This window comes from Pontibacter sp. HJ8, assembly GCF_054824225.1.
Genome location: NZ_JSYF01000295.1, coordinates 1 through 17405 on the forward strand (window position 1 = coordinate 1; position 17405 = coordinate 17405).

A 17405-nucleotide genomic window follows, 5' to 3' on the forward strand; every position below is an offset into this window, starting at 1 on the left:
AGGCGGAAAACTGGTGTTTGAAATGGGCAACCAGCCGAGCCCTACCTGGGGCGTAGCCAAAGAAGACCGGCCCCGTTCGGTTCATCCTAACTAGAAGTACATACCTCAAAAATAAACCCTTCTCCCGGGCTTCAGGAGAAGGGTTTATTTTTTGTTTAAAACAGGAGGATAAGGTATGGAAGAAGACCCGCATTTTGCAGGTATAGCCCAAGACAACAGGCCTGACGCTATGATTTAACCGTAGCTGCGGCACGTTCCAATGCCAGCAGTACCTGATCGTTCACATCTCCAAACAACGAAATACCGCTTGCTCCGTTTGCCAGCGCATGCTCCATACCTTGCTGCAACTCCTGGTTGTTCTTGAAGTCGGGCAGGTATAAGCCGGCATACAAAGGGAATTTACCATTCAGGAAATGGACGCCTTCTGCCACGGCATCTCCGATCCAGCGCACATCTTCCTTGTAGAAACCGTGGTAGATCATCGGGTACACGGCGTTCAGGTTCCAGTTGGTCCAGTCCTGGCGCACGATGCGGCGGGCCACTTCCGGGGTCGGGAATACAGCAGCGGTGATAGGCTTTTTCTTCTCCTTTGCCACTTCGGCCAGGTGATTTACAATGGTATTGACAGCATTATAGCGGTAGAGGCGCCACGAAAGACTGGCCTCCGGATACTCCAGCTCTTCGATGGCCTGGTCACGCCAGGCCTTGAACTTGGTTCGGCACACGTCGCAGTAGCAATAGTCATACTCCGGCCGTTCTTTGGTCTGCTCGATCTTGTAGTTCTCCCACAGGTTTACCGGCAGGATCACGTCACAAAAGCGCACGTAGTCCAAGTGGATGCCGTCGATGTAGTCTTTGCTGAGGATGTTGCGCACGTCGTCGGCCAGGTACTGTTTTACCTCTTCGCGGGAAGGACAGAGCCAGCGGTAGTAACCCACGTAAGGGGGCTTGTCGGCGCATGACTCGCCGTTGCGGTTGCGGGCGTACCACTCCGGGTGTTTTTGCAGCAGCTCCTTTTCGCCCCGGTTCATGGTCCACATCCAGCGGTGCGCTTCCAGCTTGCTGGCTTTGGCTGCCCGGAAATGCTTCTCGCTGTCGGCTTCGAAAAAAATACCCCGGATGCCGGCCTCGTAAAAGCGCCTGTACTGCTGCAGCAGATCGGCTTCTTTATCGGCTTTGTTGGGCCGTACCCACACCCAGTGTTTGAGCTGCTTCTTTTTTGCGGCCGGCGCAGCGGCAAAATCAGCAAAGGCGGGCGCCGGTATACTTGCCGCCAGACCAGCCAGCGCACCGGCCTTTAGAAACGTTCTTCTTGATTTCATTGCAAACCTTTTATCGTGTGTACCAATCCGTTTTCGTTGATGCTCCATACTTTGCCGTCCGGCCCCTGGATGGCGGCCATGAACTGCAGCGTGCCTGCCTCCAGTTGCAGCTCGTTTTGCTGTCCGTCTACTTCTACTGTGTTGCTTCCAAGACCAAGCTCCTGCAGCGATTTGCTGTAGCGGCCATGCTTGCCGAAGTACTCCTTCTGGCGGTAATACACCAGCCACAGGTACTGCTTCTGCTTCTCGACGTACGGCATGGCATAGGGTATACTTTGCTCACCTGCAGGCTTACGGCTGAAGTATAAGTAGCCCCAGCGCTCGGGCAAGTGCATGTTGATCACGCCCTGCGGCGACCATACCCAGTTGTATTCCGGCAGCGGCTTTCCGTCCTTGCCTTTGCGCTTGACATACTTGCCATACACCACGTCCACGTCCCACTGCACCCGCGAGAAATTGATGCGCCATTGCGTGCCTTCTGTAGGGACAAGCGTGTGGTTGCCAATGGTCACGGAGCGGAAGGGAATGGCCATTTCTACGGTCCAACTCTCGTCGGTATCGGTTGGGTCGTTGAGTGTTCCCTGCACCTGCACCGCCGACTTCAGCCCGTGCACGTCCCAGCCGATCAAAGCGCCGTTGTTGTTGCGGTAGGGCTTGGAGAGGAACAGATCGAAGATCGTATTAAGCGCGTTTACCTCTACCTCGAAGTACTGGTGCGTGTCGTTGTCCGGATCGAGGAAGACCTCGAAGTCGTTGTCGTAATACACCACTTCGTCGTGCTCCGTCAGGTTGGCCCACACGTGGGGTTCTTTCAGTTCGGCAGCGATGTAGAGGTACTGGTTGTCCCACGTCATCTTCACGCGGGTCGGGTACGTCGGTGCCGACTTCTTGTCCCCTTCAATGTCGGTGAACAAATCGGTCCAGGCGGCTTGTTGCCATACTTCGTCGTTCAGGTGACCGTCTATGTTGAGAGCCTTGCTGGTGAAGTGGGTAGTATACTGTTTCGGCTCTGTAAACAGGTGTTCCAGCCCCTCGAAAAGTGCTGTTGCCGGGGTGTTGTTTTCAGGAGTGGTAAAAGCAGCAGGGGCCACCGGTGCACAGGCGGCCGTTACAAAAGCCAGGCACAGGGCCAGGTAAGAATTACGCATGATCAGAGAAATATCCGGCAGTTGCGGCCGCTCGCAAGGGCCGCAACTACCGGCAAGGTGAAGTATAAAATGCTATTGAATCGTTTGTTCGTATTTCAACCAGCTGGCCGGAACAGGCTGTGGTTGGCCGCCGTCTTTGCTGTAAAGGAGCTTTAAGGTATAGCCGCCACCGCCTTCGATAAAGTCCAGTTCAAGCGGCTGCAGGCCTTTTTCTAAAGCTACCTGCCCTGTCTTTTCCTGCGGCGGGTGCAGGCCGTCGTTATCCACTACCAATCGGTCGGCAATGCGGAGCACACCCCCGTCGTCGCAGGTGAAGTAGAAGCTGTAGATGCCCGTTTCCGGTACTTCAAGATACCCCCGGAACTGCACGCCGAAGGTTGGGGCCTCCGCCGCTTTTGGTATCTGCAGCTGCGCTACTACTGCCGTGCCTGTTGGTGTAGCCTTCGCCATACCTGCTGTGTTCTTAAAAGAAGCTTTGTAGTAGGTAGCCTGCAAGCCAGGTTTCGTGTTCTTGGCTTTCATGGCTTTGGAATAGGCCTGCTTTTCATACTTGGAGGTATAGGTATCACCCTTTAACCCTTCCGGCGTAAAGGCAGACAGCTTAAACGTGGTAGTTTCTGTGATCGTCAGCGGCTTGTCCAATACTTTAGAAGAGGTGGTAGGCTGGCTGCCGTCGGTGGTATAACGGATGATCAGGTCGGCAAGTGGTTTTTGAATGTCCAGCGTGGCTTTGTCGGTGAACACGTTCACATCCATAAAGCCTTCCAGGTCGGGCAGGCGGTAGTTAACGTCCAGCGCGTCGAGGCGTTTGTAGTGCGTCTGCAGGCGTTTCAGGTACGAATCGTAATCTCGCTTATCAGACCAAACCACTTCGGCCAGCGCCGTCATGCGGGGCATGTACATGTACTCGGCCCGTTTCTCGGAGGGGATGTACTCGGTCCAGATGTTGGCTTGCGCACCTAGTATGGCTTTGGCTTCCTGGGCGTTCAGCCCCTTCGGCACCACGTTGAAATGGTACACGTTATAGACTGATTTCTTATCCGGCAGCCCGTCGAAGTATAACGGGCTGTTCGGCGTCATGATCACTTTGTTGCCGTTTTGGGCAGCGTGCAGCGGGGCATTGGGTGCCCAGGTGCGCCAGAACATCACCACAGCGTCCGAATTAATGCCGCCCTCCAGCATCTCGTCCCAGCCAATCAGCTTTTTGCCTTTCGAGTGAAAGTACTTCTGCATGCGGTGGATAAAATAGCTCTGCAACTCCTCCACACTCTTCAGCCCCTCTCGCTTCATCAGCTCCTGGCAGCCTGTGGAATTGGCCCAGGTGGTTTTCTCTACTTCGTCAGCCCCCAGGTGGATGTACTGGCTCGGGAACAGCGCGATGATCTCGTTGAACACGTTCTCGGCAAACTCATAGGTGCTTTCTTTGCACGGGCAAATTGGCACCGAAAAGGTCTCTCCCCAGCCCGCTTCGCCGCAGGTCAGGAACGGGTAGGCATCGATGGCAGCCTTCATGTGGCCGGGCATGTCAATTTCGGGGATGATCTCGATGTGGCGGGCGGCTGCGTAGGCAATGATGCCTTTCATTTCTTCCTGCGTATAGAAGCCGCCGTACATTGTCTGACCGTTTTTCTGCACCACATGGCGCTCGTCCAGCGCAAAATCCGGGTTCTCTTTGGAGCGGGCGATCACATCGCGGTCGTGGTTGTTGAACGTGCGCCAGGCACCTTCTTCGGTCAATTTCGGATACTTCTTGATCTCAATGCGCCAGCCCTGATCGTCGGTCAGGTGCAGGTGCAGCTTGTTAAACTTGTAGAGCGCCATCAAATCGATGAACTTCTTCAGGTAATCGGTGGTGAAGAAATGACGGCTCACGTCCAGGTGCATGCCACGCCAGGTATAGGCTGGCTCGTCCTGAATCTGCAGGGCCGGAAGTGTCAATTGGGCCTGCGCCGATTTCTGTTCTATACTTGCAGGTAGCAGTTGTCGCAGCGTTTGCACGGCGCGGAACATGCCGGCCGGCTCCTTTGCTACCAGCGTCACCTGCTTTGCCGAGATGCTCAGGCGGTAGCCTTCGGGCGCATTTATACTTTGGTCGTATTGGAAAACAATGATATTGGTAGCAGCTTTTTTCGCCTCTTTCAGCGGTTTACCCAGGCTGCCCGAAAGCAGGTACTGAAGCTGCTCTGCCTCGTTTTTGAAAAGGCTGCTCTCTTTGGGCAGCACCAGTTTGGTTTGTTTGGTGATGGTAAAGCTTCCCCCCTGCGGCGTCAAGGAAGTTGGATACGGAATCAAGGGGTACTTCGGGTCGAGGGTTTGGGCCATTGACCAGGTTTGCACCCCGAGAAACATAACTGTGAAAAGTATAGTGTAGAGGTAGTGTTTGAACATAATATGTAAGTATAAAAGCGTAATTTTTGTTGATGAGCTGTAAAAAGCAGCATACTATCCACATGCCTCAGCCTATTCAGAGGGGAATAGCCCATTCTCCTTTTTGTCATCCTGAAAGGATCTTGGTAGCAGGTAGTATAGGCTTAACCTCCCTTTTACCAAGATTCTTAATAGAATGACAAAGAATCTTGAACCAGTTTACCCATAAACCTACCCCTCCCAAGAGGGAAGTTTGAGAACGATTATCATCCCACTGCCCCCTTCAAAGGGGGACTTTTCAGGAAGTATAATTCCCCTCTTGGGAGGGGTTAGGGTGGGTTAACCTGTCCGGATTAATTACTCTCGATCGGCTTAATTTCCTCACGGTGAAGCGACACGGGTCCATCCAACAGCACGGCGATCACCGTCAGGTCCTCGTCCAGCAGGTCGTGGGGCACGTCGATATAGGCAATGCCAGGGATGTCGCTCCAGTACTGCTTGTTGAAGATCTCATGGCCCAGCAAGGTGCCGTTGCCCACCACCCGGATGCGGTGCAGCTTGTTCTTAAGTCCTTTGATGGCGATCGGTCCGGTCGGTTTGCCTTCCACAAACAGGTATAGCGTCTGCTTATCTTCCGAAAGCGCCGTGGCTCCTTCGTAATGGCCGGCAGGTAAACCCGGGTTTGATTTGTACATCGTTTCGGCATGCTTCTTCACCCAGCGCTCTACACCGGCGTCGGCCAGTTTCAGTTGCTTTGCTTCACCTCCGTCGGGCTGCAGCGCGGTGTTCTGGAACGGGTTGTGCCCAGCCTGCAGGTTATCGGAAATCTGGCGGATAGTGCGGTTACGCTGCGTCGTTTCCAGCTTGCCAGCCTTTTGCAGCGATGTTAACTCCAATTTGGCAGGAGCTTGGGAGGTTAATTTCAAAGGCTCCTCAAAAGTAAGCGCCAGTACGGTGATGTCTTTGTCGTAGGCATTGGAGGGTATCTGGATGTAGGCGGTGTTGCCAAGATTTTCATACTTTGGCGCAGCGTTGCTGCCCACCACTTTTATACTTTTAATCGGTGAGGCCAGCCCCTGCACGCGCACCGATTCGGCTCCCTGGCTCTCCACGAACAGGTATAGGGTTTTGCGGTCTTTGGACAAAGTGGAGTTGCCGTAGAAATGCCCGTCGGGTATACCGGCTACGGTTCCGAAAATGGCCTCCTCGTGCTTTTTCGTCCAGCGCCCCAATTCTTTCAGGATCGCCACCTGCTCTTCCGGTATGGTGCCGTCCGGCTTCGGGCCGATGTCGAGCAACAGGTTCCCGCCGTTGCTGATGCAGTCTGCAAAAGTGCGGATCACCTGGTTCGGGCTCTTATAGTGGCGGTCGTGCGGCGAATAACCCCAGGAGTCGTTCATGGTCAGGCACAGCTCCCAATACTTTTCCTGCGGACGCACCACCGGCACGCCCTGCTCCGGCGTAGCATAGTCGCCGTAGTGGTTGAGGCGGGAGTTGATGATCACGTTTTTATTATAACCGAGCAACATCTGACGCACTTTTTCAGACTCCCACTCTTCGGCGCTGTGTTCCCAATCGCCGTCAAACCAGTAGAGATCCGGTTTGTAAGTTTTAGAAAGCTCTCGGAGTTGCCCCTGGTAAAAGTTCTGGAATTTCTTCCAGCGACGTGGCTCTTCTTTTAGGGTATAGCGTTTTTTGGTGCGAGTGGCTACGTCATAGTCCGCGTAACTCCAGTCAGGCAGCGAGTAGTAAAAGCCTACCTGCAGGTTTTCCTTGCGCAGCGCGTCCACAAACGGCGTGAGCACGTCGCGTTTGGCCGGCGTATGTTTTTTGGTGTTGATGCCGCCCATTTTGCTGTCCCACAGCGCCACGCCGTCGTGGTGTTTGGTGGTAATCACCGAATAGCGCGCACCGGATTCTTTGATCAGCCTGGCCCACTCTTCCGGCTTATACTTGTCTGCCGTGAAGCCGTCGAGCTGCTTCATGTAATCCTCGTGGCTGATGTAGTTGTTAAAAAACGACCACGATTCCGGAATGCCGTTCACGGCGTAAATGCCCCAATGGATGAAGATGCCGAGTTTGGCGTCGCCGAACCACTGCATTTTGGTGCTGTCCTGCGGAGCGGCTTTCTTGCCCTGGGCGGATGCAAAGTTCCCGCTTAGGAACAAGAGGGAAAGGAGTAATAGTTTGTACTTGTTTATCATGTTGCTGGTAAATGTGCGTTGGCTCCTTTGCTTTCGCTTTGAAGCCATACTTATACTCGTACTATGGCGCAAGTCTGCAGACTTGTGTCCTGTTATGGCGTCGGGTTTGCAATCCGACTGACTTGAAAAGCCATACTTTATACTTGCTGTTCCGGACAAGGATGTCCGAAAGAGCGAAACACGATTGCTGATCAATAATTAACAACCGGCAACTAACGCCCGTACCTGCGCTACATCGGCCACAAGTTGCTCAAACTCGGAGAGCACCCGGTTACTCGACATAGCTGGTTGGTCTTTGCGGTATACCATGTTGCTTTCCACAGAAGTTCGCACAGAGGCATGTACTTCCGTAACACCTGTTCGCGCCACCAGTTCCTGCACGTTTGCCGGTGTTACACCACCACCAGGCAGGATGATGAGTTTGCCTTCAGAGCGTTCGCGCAGCTCCCGGATCAGGTCGGCACCTTGCAGTGCCGTTTCCTGCTGGCCCGACGTGAGCAGACGGTGCACGTTCAGTTGCAATAAATCTTCCAGTGCTTTGTAAGGATCTGCTGCCCGGTCGAAGGCGCGGTGGAAAGTCACACTCATACTTTCCGCCGCTTCGATCAAAGCTTGCGTACCGGCCACATCTATACTTCCGTCTTTGTTCAGCGCCCCGATCACTACACCGTCCACACCCAGCTCGCGGCATACTTGTATGTCGCGCTTCATCACCTCAAACTCGGCGGGAGAGTATAAAAAGTCGCCCCGGCGTGGACGGATGAGCACGTGCAATCCTATACCTATACTTTTCCGCACGACCTCGATCATACCGGCGCTGGGCGTGGTGCCGCCGCCGGCCAGATAGTCGCAGAGCTCAACGCGCTGAGCGCCGCCCTGCTCGGCGGCCAGGGCAGAGGCTACCGAATCAATGCATACTTCAACCGTTAGCGCTTCCGGCAAGGGTAAGTTAGAACTTGCTCTTTCCATCGATCAGTTGTTTCCCCGACTTGTCGTGCACGGCATAGTTAAAGCCTTTGTGGATGCAGTAGCCGCCGTACTCGCCGTTTTTGTTCAGGGCAATAAAGCCAACCTGCAAGTCTTTCACGTCTTTGTGCTTGGCGATGATGCGCTCCACGGCCAGGCGGCAGGCGTCCTCCGGCGAGTTGCCCTGGCGCATGAGCTCCACCACCAGGTGGCTGCCCACCATCCGGATTACGGCTTCGCCCAGGCCGGTGGCCGTTGCAGCTCCCACTTCGTTATCGACAAACAAACCGGCCCCGATGATGGGCGAATCGCCCACGCGGCCGTGCATTTTGTAGGCAGCCCCGCTCGTGGTGCAGGCGCCGGCCAGATCGCCGTTGGCGTCCAGGGCTAGCATGCCAATGGTGTCGTGGTTTTCGATGTTGATGACCGGCTTATACTTGGATTCTTTGAGCCAGTTCTTCCAGTCTTTCTCTGAAGCCGGCGTCAGCAGGTTCTCCTTTTTGAAGCCTTTCTCCAAGGCAAATTTCAGGGCACCGTCTCCAACCAGCATCACGTGCGGGGTGTCTTCCATCACCTTGCGGGCCACCGAAATCGGGTGCTTGATGTGCTGCAAAAAGGCCACGGCTCCGCAGTTAGAGTCTTTGTCCATAATGCAGGCATCGAGGGTTACTTTTCCTTCGCGATCGGGAAAGCCGCCGTAACCTACGGTGCGTACGTTCGGGTCTGCTTCGGGCACCCGCACACCAGCCTCTACCGCGTCAAGTGCGTTGCCGTTCTTGGACAGGATTTTCCAGGCGGCTTCGTTGGCGGGCATGCCATGGTCCCAAGTCGAAATGACAACGGGCTTGTTACTTTTGGCCGGACGTAGGGTGCCGCCAAAGGCTTTCACCACGTGGAACCCTCCGCCCAGGAAAGTGGCCCCCAGGGCCGATAATTTGATAAATTTACGTCTGCTGCTCATTGATTTTCTTCTTGCTGTTTACTCCGATCTTCTCAAAATCTGACTCATTCCATAGCCTCGTTGAAAGGAGAATCTCCTTTCAACGGGGTGTTAAATAACTAGGCCTTCAACAGGTGCGGTCGCTCGGCATGCAGCTTCAGGATGAGCTCCCCGAACAGGGTGTTCACCCAGGCAAACCATTTCCTGGTAAAGTTGGTCGGGTCATCTTTGTGGAAAGTTTCATGCATGAAACCTGTGCCACCATGCGTTGTTTTCAGCATTTGGAGGCAATCTTTTATCTCCTGTTCCGACTGGCTCGTCATGGCTTGCATGATGATACTCATCGGCCAGATCATATCCTGTCCTACGTGCGGCCCGCCTATACCCTGGCCGGCTTTCCCTTTGAAGAACCAGGGATTGCTCTCGCTCAGCACAAACTTGCGGGTGTTCTGATAAACCGGGTCGTTCACAGGGCAGCAACCCAGGTAGGGCAGCGCCAGCAGGCTCGGAATATTGGCATCGTCCATGAACAGTTTGTTGCCATACCCATCCACTTCAAAAGGGTGAACCTTGCCGAAATTAAGATGCTCTGCCACGGCATACTGCTGCAGCGCTTTTTCAACTTCATCGGCCAGTTTGGTACATTCTGCGGCAAAGGCACTGTCCTTCTTCAGCTGGATGCTCATCTCGGCCAGTTGCCGAAGCGAGGTCACGGCAAAAAAGTTGGCCGGTACCAAGTATAGGTATATGGTCGCATCGTCAGACGGGCGGAAGGTAGAGCAGATCAGCCCAACCGGCATGATGGGATTGCCATATCCTGCACCGGCTACGGTATCCGTTTGCCAGCCCGTAACGCGCTGAAATTTATAAGGACCTTTTCCATCTTTTCGTTGCTGTTCCTTGAAGGTTTTCACAACAAGCTTCATGGCATTTGTCCAGTCGGCATCAAAGGGATCTGTATCTCCGGAGGTCTTCCAGTAATGGTAGCCCAAGCGGATCGGATAGCAGAGCGAATCGATTTCCCACTTGCGCTCGTGCACGCCCGGCTGCATCTCGGTTAGATCTTTTGCCCACTCCCCTACTTTTTTGGGATCGTCGTAGAAAGCATTGGCATAAGGATCTTTCAGGATGTAGCTGGTCTGGCGATTGACGACGCCGGCCACCAGCCGCTGCAGCGGCTTATCACTGGCCATGAGCGGCAGGTAAGGCCATACCTGCGCAGAGCTATCACGCAGCCACATCGCATCGATGTCACCAGTGATCACATAGGTATCCGGTCTGCCATTTTTTTCCTGGTAAGTAACGGTTGTGTCCAGCGTACTGGGCAGGCAGTTTTCAAAAAGCCAGGCAAGTTCTTTATCCCCTATGGCTTTCTTCACCTCTTTCAGTTTTTTCTCAACCGCTTTACTTGTGAAATTCCTGCTACCAGCAACCGGACGTTGGCTGCTGAAAGGCTGTTTGGAATTGAAAGACATAAAAGAAAATCCAGTGGCGGCAACACCCAGGGCTGCAATACTTCCGGTTTTAACAAAATCTCTTCGTGTAGTCATATTTTGTAGCTTCTACAGTTCGGTTTACATAGTTCCCTTTAAATATAGAAAAAAATTGCAGCAAATACCTGGAGTTAATTCACCATGATCTCATCAGCAAAAAGCCAGGCGGGTTGGCCTACCCCGTTGTGGCCTTCCGGCAACGAGGACAGGTGACGGGCTGTCACCCGCACGTATTTTACTTTTTGTGACGGAAACGCAGCTTTAAAGTCGTGGATGGTAGCCTGCTGCTCGCTTAGCGAAACAGGGTTTTTCACCGTCTGTACTTCTTTGAAATTTACCCCGTCGGTGGATACCTCAAACTTCACAGCAGTCGGCATAAAGATCCAGTCGCGGTAGTGCTGCAGGCAACCTAGTGTGATGCTGCGGATAGACTTCGCCTCTCCCAGGTCTATGGTGGCCACCAGGTCTTTGCCGTTGAAGCCATGCCAGTATTTGCCCACTGCATGCTTTCCCCTTACGCCGTCGGAAAGGGAGTTAGGTCCATCGGCCAGGTAGTGCCTGTTGACCGGGTTCGCATACGCTACCTCCTGCCCAACGGCTTTGTGTACACTGAACGACTGCTCTGCCGGCTTCAGCCCCATTACGTTTCCGTTGATCACCGTGACCGCTTTCACCACCACAGAAGAGTCGATCTGGATAGGCTGCTCATACTTCCTGCTTTTGGTCGTAGGGGTTGTGCCGTCCAGGGTATAGTAGACATCGCCGTTGATGGCTTCGGTTGTGAGGTTGACCAGCAGTTTCCCTTTCTCTGAGTTTGGTTTGATGTCTACCGTATAGTTGCCTTTGGAGTAGGTCAAGCCTTTCTGGTCATAAGCCTTGAAGTGCTGCTGCAGGCGCTGGCTGAATTTTGTCCAGTCCCGGTTTGCCTGGGGAGACCAGACCACCTCTGCGAGTGCCGCCATACGGGGCAACACCATGTACTCCAATTGTGAGGCGGTAGGTATAAACTCGGTCCAGACATTGGCCTGTGCCCCCAGCACGTGCTTTGCCTCTTGCGGGGTAAGTTCTTTTGGTATCGGTTCGTAATCGTATACCTTCTTCAGGGTGTTGAAGCCGCCGATAGCCAGGGGTTCGCCTTCCGGTCCGGCCTGGTAATGATCGAAGTATACCGGCGAGCCAGGGGTCATGATCACATCGTGGCCCATCTTAGCCGCCTCGATGCCGCCGTTCTCGCCGCGCCAGCTCATCACGGTCGCCTGCGGGGCCAGTCCACCTTCCAGGATCTCGTCCCAGCCAATGATGCGACGGTTCTTGGTGAGCAGGTAGGCCTCCATGCGACGTATAAAATAACTCTGCAGTTCCTCCACGTTTTTCAGCCCTTCATCGGCTATGCGCTTCTGGCAGCGCGGACATTTCTTCCAGCCTGACTTATCTACCTCGTCTCCGCCAATGTGCACATACTGCGACGGAAATAACTCGACCACCTCATCCAGCACATCTTCCAGAAAAGTGAACACCTCTTCGTTGCCCGGGCAATAGTTGGAGGCCATGTCTTTGTAGTTTCCGCCGGTAAGCGGCAGTTGCGGCTTTTGGGCACAGCTCAGGTGCGGGTAAGCCGCAATGGCCGATGCCACGTGGCCCGGCATTTCAATTTCCGGTACCACCGTTACGTTGCGTTGCCTGGCGTATGCGACAATGTCCTTTATCTGTTCCTGGGTATAATAGCCGCCATAGGTGGGTTCTTCACCCGGTTTTGCCTGTGGCCTTGCGTCCCACGGCTTGTCGGTATGGTCTACACGCCAGGCGCCTACCGCTGTCAGTTTCGGGTATTTCTTGATCTCGATGCGCCACCCCTGATCGTCTACCAAATGCCAGTGGAAGGTGTTCATTTTATAACTGGCCAGCAGGTCGATGTACTGCTTCACGACTTCCGGGGAGAAGAAGTGGCGGCTCACATCCAGGTGCATGCCGCGCCACTTGAAGCGCGGGTAATCGGTTACGGCCATACCTGGCACCACCAGCGCCGCATTGGTCCGGACAGCCGGCAGCGTCTGCAACAATGACTGTATACCATAAACGATTCCGGCCCGGGTATTGGCCTTTATACTTATTTGGGCTGGAGAGACATGCAGCTGATACCCTTCTTCGCCCAGGCTTTCTATTTTCTCGATGGCCAGTTTGATGGCCTTTCCTTTGCGCTTTTTGACAGGCAGCTCGTACCCTGAAATAGCCTGGATACGGGTAGCCAGAAACGCAGCGGCCGGCTTCAGCTCCTTTTTCTCATTCTCAATGCGAATAGAAGTTTGGCTGTCAATTTCGAAATTTCCATCCGTTAGCTGTATGCTGACGGGTGCAGGTATAATGCTGGCTGGCTGCTGGGCAAGTGTCACCAGAGGCATCAACAGGAAAGCAAGCAGAAGGGTGAGTTTTGTGTTCATAAAGAGTATGTTAAGGAGGATCGTGAACCTGACCGGTTCATCAGAAAATAAGCTGTCTTCCTACCTGCTCCTGGAGACCAGGTACGAAGACAGCTTTAGTCTGCCAGTGATTGGTTAAGGTATAGCGACTTTCGCTAAAGCATTCTTGTACAGCCCGATTTCCGAGATCGTCGGGTTCAGCCTGGAGGACTCAATACGCAGGCGTACTTTGCTGGCTGTTACCGGCTCGAAGCGTAACAGGCGCTTGTAGCCTACGGTTGTGCCCTCGGTGGCTTTGTGCCACTGGCCGTCTTTCCAGTACTCAAAGGTGAACTTTTCAATGCGCTGGCCTACGCTGATGTTTTCCTGCAGCATAAGTACATCAAAGGTCTGTTCCCCTTTCAGCTGCAGTTCTACCACTGCTGTCGTGTCTTTCTCTGATTTGGTGGTGAAGTACGTGTCATACTTGCCGTCGAGTATCGCTTTTTTGTTTTTGCCCGATACTTTCACTTTGGCGCCATTTGCCAGGTTATTGGTAAACGTATCGTCGATAAGTTTTTTCCATCCCTGCAGCGCTTCCACATCACTCTCATGCACAAGTCCTCTGGTATCCGGCGGAATATTGAGCAGGAGCACGCCGTTGCGGCCTACGGAACTATAGTAGATATCCAACAGCTTCTCCGGAGACTTCACCTTGTCGTCTTCTGCCGGATGGTAGAACCAACCCGGTCGAATGGATACGTCCGTTTCGGCCGGATACCATACCAAGCCTTTGGCGTTGCGGATCTTCTCGCGGCTGCCCAGCACTTCGCCCCGCATATCACCAGTAGGCTTAAAAGTCACTGCCTGCTGTGAGTTCGCCGCCACAGAAGTCTGGTCCAGGTTATCGGCTGGCACTACGCTCCACTCGGTTTCGCGTCCGTAGCCGGTCTCAGTTCCCACCCAGCGCACGTCCGGCCCCATGATGGCAATGGTGGCCGTGGGTTGCAGCTTGCGGATGTGCTTATACCAGCGATCAAAATCGTATACCTGCTTCTTGCCGTTCGGGCCTTCGCCGTTGGCCCCGTCAAACCATACCTCGTCGATCTGCCCATACTGGGTCAGCAGTTCGGTAAGTTGCTCTATAAACAGGTCGTTATAAGCATCGGTACCATACACGGGTGAGTTCATGTCCCAGGGAGACAGGTATACGCCAAAGCCAATGCCGTACTCCTTGCAAGCCTCGGCCACGTCTTTCATCAGATCACCCTGCCCGTTTTTCCAGGGGCTGTTCTTGACCGAATGCTCCGTAGTGGCAGTCGGCCAGAGGCAGAAGCCATCGTGGTGCTTGGCCGTCAGGATCACCTGCTTGATACCGGCTTCTTTGGCCACACGCACCCACTGGCGGGCGTCGAGCTGCGAAGGGTTAAATATCTTCGGATCTTCTTTGCCGGTGCCCCACTCGCGGTTGGTGAAGGTGTTGACGCCCACGTGGAAGAAGGCGGTCAGCTCCAACTGCTGCCACCGTAGCTGGCGCGGAGAAGGCACTACATTGGCTGCTTTCCGGATGATATCGGCCTCAGTGTCGCCGGGCTGGATGATCACGAAGTTAGGCTTTTCGCTTGCCTCCTGGGCAACGCCTGCTACCGGTAGGGTCAGGAGTGAAAAGAGGATGCTTCTGGTTAGGTTCTTCATGGTATACGTTGTTTTCTTATGCGTCTGAGATAGTCTGCAAGCTCCTGCCTGGTGCAATGACTGGCTTTCAACAGCTTTAATCTTTGTATAAAGCATTCAACAGGTATAGGCTGTACCTGCCCACCCTGTTGAATGCTTTTTAACTGGGAAATTTAATCCCCGATGTTAGTACTCTTTTGGCTGCAGCTCCGGGCTGTTGGTGTAGAACGATTTCTGACTTACTACATAGCCTGTCGGGCGTACGATGGTAATGATGCCCTGGCCCTTGAACTGGTCCTCGATCTCAAAACTGATTTGCTGACCTGGTTTAATTTCCGGCAGCTCGTAGGCTTTGCCGGAAGCGTAGTTATCAGGCTTGTCGGACAGGTATAGCTTGTAACCTTTTACGGTATGTTGTGGCAGGCCAATGCTACCAAAAATCAGCACACTTGCCTTCCCGTTTCGCTTCCCTTGCAACTGCTGTACCTCCACCGGCGAAGACATTTCGCGCAGCACTTTCATGGAAGGCTTCGGCTTGCCATACATGTCGTAGATGCCGTGCACGCGGCGTCTGAATTTGTTGTTTTCGAACGTGCCCGGGTAATGCGTACGGTAATCAGTCAGGTCAAAATAAATGGCGCCTTCCACGTAAGGCTTGCTCTCGTACACGGCCATGTGGTAGATCAGGTCTTCGATGCGGCGCTCATCGCCACCCCGGAAGTTAGGCTCCACCAAACCGAATTCGGAGATGAACAGAGGCTTGTCCGGGTACGACATGTGCACGCTGTCCAGGTAGTGGTGAATGGTGCCCACCGGGATCGGCCACCAGCTGCCGCCATACTCGTTCATCATGATGTAATCGCCCAGGCTACCGGCGTCCGGCACAAAGTTAGGCTTGTTGCTGAAGCCGTCTTTGATGGTATTGCTCACATAAGCCACCAGTCGGGAAGAATCCAGTTCGCGTGCTTTGGCTATCAGGCCTTCGATCATCTTCTTGGTGTTGTCCTGGCGACCGTTCAGCTCGTTGCCCACACCCCAGGCAAAGATGGAAGGGTGGTTGTAGTGGTTGCGGATCATGCGCTCCAGTTGCGCGTGCGCAATGGTACGGATGGTGTCGTTGGCAGGTGTTTCCGGTCCCCAAAGCGGAACTTCCTCCTGCAGGATAATGCCGTTTCGGTTGCAGAAATCATAGAACGTATCGCTCTGTTGGAAGTGCTGGCGGCTGAAGATGGCGTTCACGTCTTTCATCAGCTTGCCGTGGCGGATGATCTCCGATTCCGGCTCAGCCAGGCCATAATCCGGGTTAGAGCCGGCGGTCCACTCCACGCCCATCAGCTTCACACGCTCGCCGTTCAGGTATGTTTTTCCTTTCTCAAACTTCACTTCACGGAAACCAATGTCAGCGCTGATCTTATCCACCGCTTTGCGGCCATCGAGCACGGTCACGTCAATCCGGTACAGGTTCGGGAAGTCGAAATGCCACGGGTTCACTTTGGGCAGGCTGTAGGTCAGGATGGCTTCGCCGTTTTGGAAGGTTGGCTTGGCGGTCTGCTTCAGCACCACTTTTTTGGTAGGCTGGTTTTCTTCGGTAATGGTGACAGCCAGGCGGATGTTGCGCGCAGGTGTCTCCGCAAAACCAACTTTCACCTTCAGGTCGCCGGCATTGGTGGCCACGTTCAGTTTCGGCTCGGCATGCAGGTAGCTGGCAGCCGGCTTACCCGACACAATTAGGGCTACCGGACGGATGATACCGCCATCATTCGGCCAGTCGAAGGAGCTTCCGAAAGGCACCTTGTTGCCGCTATAGGCGTTGTTCACGGCCACTGTGATCGTGTTTTCCTGGCCATAGTTCACTTTGCCGTTCAGGTTTACATAGAACTTGTTAAAGCCATCGCCAATGTTCTCTGCCACTTTCTGGCCGTTTACATAGATGTAGGAAGTATGGTTGATGGCGCCAAACTGAAGCACCACGTTCTTGTTTTTCCAGTTAGCCGGGATGTTTACTTTTTTCTGATACCAGCCCCAGCCGTAGTGGCGGTCGTTCTCTTTCTCCACATTCCAGGTATGGGGGATTTGCACGGTTCGGGCGCCGGGCAGTGCTTTCTCAAACCATTTGCCGTTCAGGCCTTCTGCTTTCTTGTCGGGCGCAAACGTCCAATCCTTGTTCACGGCAATAGTGTCACGCTGCGCAAAAGCGGTAAAGCTTAGCATTGCGCAGCATAAAAGGGTAAAAAGGTACTTCATGATTATATATAATAATTGTTTAATGGTGACTGTTTAAAGCAATTGCTGCTCTTTGCTGGCAGCAGGATATTTATCTTAAATTTTCCATGTCATTTTAATCGGTTCAGGACTTCATCCGGCATGGGCACTGGTCTCCCCGTACTTTTTAAACCTGGCATGGGTGCCTCCCAAGCCCGCAGTTGCTGGCCTAACTTCGTGGCCAGCGCTTTCACGCGTTTCGGATGCTTGGCAGCCAGATCGGTTGTCTCGCCCAGGTCTGTTTTCAGGTTGTAGAGCTCCAGCTTGCCGTCGCGCATGTGGTAGATCAGTTTCCAGTCGCCCTCGCGGATGGCACTTTTGTAGTTGATGCCGGGCCCGTCTTCCTCCGTCCACTTGTGCGGCACATGCCAGATCAAAGCCCTGTCAGAAGCTTTTTTAGAAGGATTCTTTAGCAACGGCACGAAGCTTTGTCCATCCACTTTGTGCACCACGTTATACTTTCCTAGCTGCGCCATTTCCAGGATGGTCGGGAAGAAATCTTCAATAATAATTGGCGTGTGATTAACGGAGGAAGGTAGGACCACGCCCGGCCATTTCACCAGCATCGGCACGCGGATGCCGCCTTCGTACACGGAGCCTTTGCCCGCCCTGAGCGGCAGGTTTTGTGTGTGC

Annotated in this window: 11 protein-coding genes; all 11 read right to left on the reverse strand. The window is 53.8% G+C overall.

Annotated features, from left to right (window positions below):
- Nucleotides 1-227: 227 nt before the first annotated feature.
- Nucleotides 228-1322, reverse strand: a complete 1095-nt coding sequence (locus tag OB13_RS13390) for a family 10 glycosylhydrolase (protein WP_461490672.1) — start codon at nt 1320-1322, stop codon at nt 228-230.
- Nucleotides 1319-2470 (reverse strand): carbohydrate-binding family 9-like protein, encoded by a 1152-nt coding sequence (locus OB13_RS13395; protein ID WP_461490673.1) that lies wholly within the window; start codon nt 2468-2470, stop codon nt 1319-1321. Before OB13_RS13395 ends, OB13_RS13390 begins: the two co-directional genes overlap by 4 nt.
- A 72-nt stretch (nt 2471-2542) precedes the next feature.
- On the reverse strand, nt 2543-4858 hold the full coding sequence (locus tag OB13_RS13400) for a family 20 glycosylhydrolase (RefSeq protein ID WP_461490674.1): 2316 nt from the start codon (nt 4856-4858) through the stop codon (nt 2543-2545).
- Nucleotides 4859-5190: 332 nt separating this feature from the next.
- A complete protein-coding gene (locus OB13_RS13405) occupies nt 5191-7041 on the reverse strand; it encodes an alpha-L-fucosidase (protein ID WP_461490675.1) in 1851 nt (616 codons plus the stop codon).
- Between the two features lie 198 nt (nt 7042-7239).
- Nucleotides 7240-8010, reverse strand: coding sequence for a copper homeostasis protein CutC (locus OB13_RS13410; RefSeq protein ID WP_461490676.1), 771 nt, complete (start codon nt 8008-8010; stop codon nt 7240-7242).
- Entirely contained in the window at nt 7991-8968 is a 978-nt protein-coding gene (locus OB13_RS13415) for an isoaspartyl peptidase/L-asparaginase family protein (RefSeq protein WP_461490677.1), read from the reverse strand. The genes OB13_RS13410 and OB13_RS13415 overlap by 20 nt, the downstream gene beginning before the upstream one ends.
- 98 nt (nt 8969-9066) lie before the next feature.
- Nucleotides 9067-10497, reverse strand: a complete 1431-nt coding sequence (locus OB13_RS13420; protein ID WP_461490678.1) for a glycoside hydrolase family 125 protein — start codon at nt 10495-10497, stop codon at nt 9067-9069.
- A gap of 74 nt (nt 10498-10571) precedes the next feature.
- Nucleotides 10572-12878 carry a glycoside hydrolase family 20 protein gene (locus OB13_RS13425; RefSeq protein ID WP_461490679.1) on the reverse strand — a complete coding sequence of 769 codons (2307 nt, stop codon included), beginning with the start codon at nt 12876-12878 and terminating at the stop codon, nt 10572-10574.
- Nucleotides 12879-12992: 114 nt separating this feature from the next.
- The gene (locus OB13_RS13430; protein ID WP_461490680.1) at nt 12993-14531 is read right to left on the reverse strand and encodes an alpha-L-fucosidase; all 1539 of its coding nucleotides are present in this window, start codon (nt 14529-14531) and stop codon (nt 12993-12995) included.
- Nucleotides 14532-14696: 165 nt separating this feature from the next.
- Nucleotides 14697-16721, reverse strand: coding sequence for a glycoside hydrolase family 2 protein (locus OB13_RS13435; RefSeq protein ID WP_461490681.1), 2025 nt, complete (start codon nt 16719-16721; stop codon nt 14697-14699).
- A 122-nt stretch (nt 16722-16843) separates the two neighbouring features.
- Nucleotides 16844-17405: sulfatase/phosphatase domain-containing protein (locus OB13_RS13440; RefSeq protein WP_461490682.1), on the reverse strand; the 562-nt coding region annotated here is incomplete at its 5' end.

Bases quoted from the DNA above. Each gene is read 5' to 3' on its own strand.
- OB13_RS13410 (WP_461490676.1), bottom strand. From the start codon at position 8,010: ATGGAAAGAGCAAGTTCTAACTTACCCTTGCCGGAAGCGCTAACGGTT.
- OB13_RS13415 (WP_461490677.1), bottom strand. From the start codon at position 8,968: ATGAGCAGCAGACGTAAATTTATCAAATTATCGGCCCTGGGGGCCACT.
- OB13_RS13435 (WP_461490681.1), bottom strand. From the start codon at position 16,721: ATGCTAAGCTTTACCGCTTTTGCGCAGCGTGACACTATTGCCGTGAAC.
- OB13_RS13430 (WP_461490680.1), bottom strand. From the start codon at position 14,531: ATGAAGAACCTAACCAGAAGCATCCTCTTTTCACTCCTGACCCTACCG.
- OB13_RS13395 (WP_461490673.1), bottom strand. From the start codon at position 2,470: ATGCGTAATTCTTACCTGGCCCTGTGCCTGGCTTTTGTAACGGCCGCC.
- OB13_RS13400 (WP_461490674.1), bottom strand. From the start codon at position 4,858: ATGTTCAAACACTACCTCTACACTATACTTTTCACAGTTATGTTTCTC.
- OB13_RS13420 (WP_461490678.1), bottom strand. From the start codon at position 10,497: ATGACTACACGAAGAGATTTTGTTAAAACCGGAAGTATTGCAGCCCTG.
- OB13_RS13405 (WP_461490675.1), bottom strand. From the start codon at position 7,041: ATGATAAACAAGTACAAACTATTACTCCTTTCCCTCTTGTTCCTAAGC.
- OB13_RS13390 (WP_461490672.1), bottom strand. From the start codon at position 1,322: ATGAAATCAAGAAGAACGTTTCTAAAGGCCGGTGCGCTGGCTGGTCTG.
- OB13_RS13425 (WP_461490679.1), bottom strand. From the start codon at position 12,878: ATGAACACAAAACTCACCCTTCTGCTTGCTTTCCTGTTGATGCCTCTG.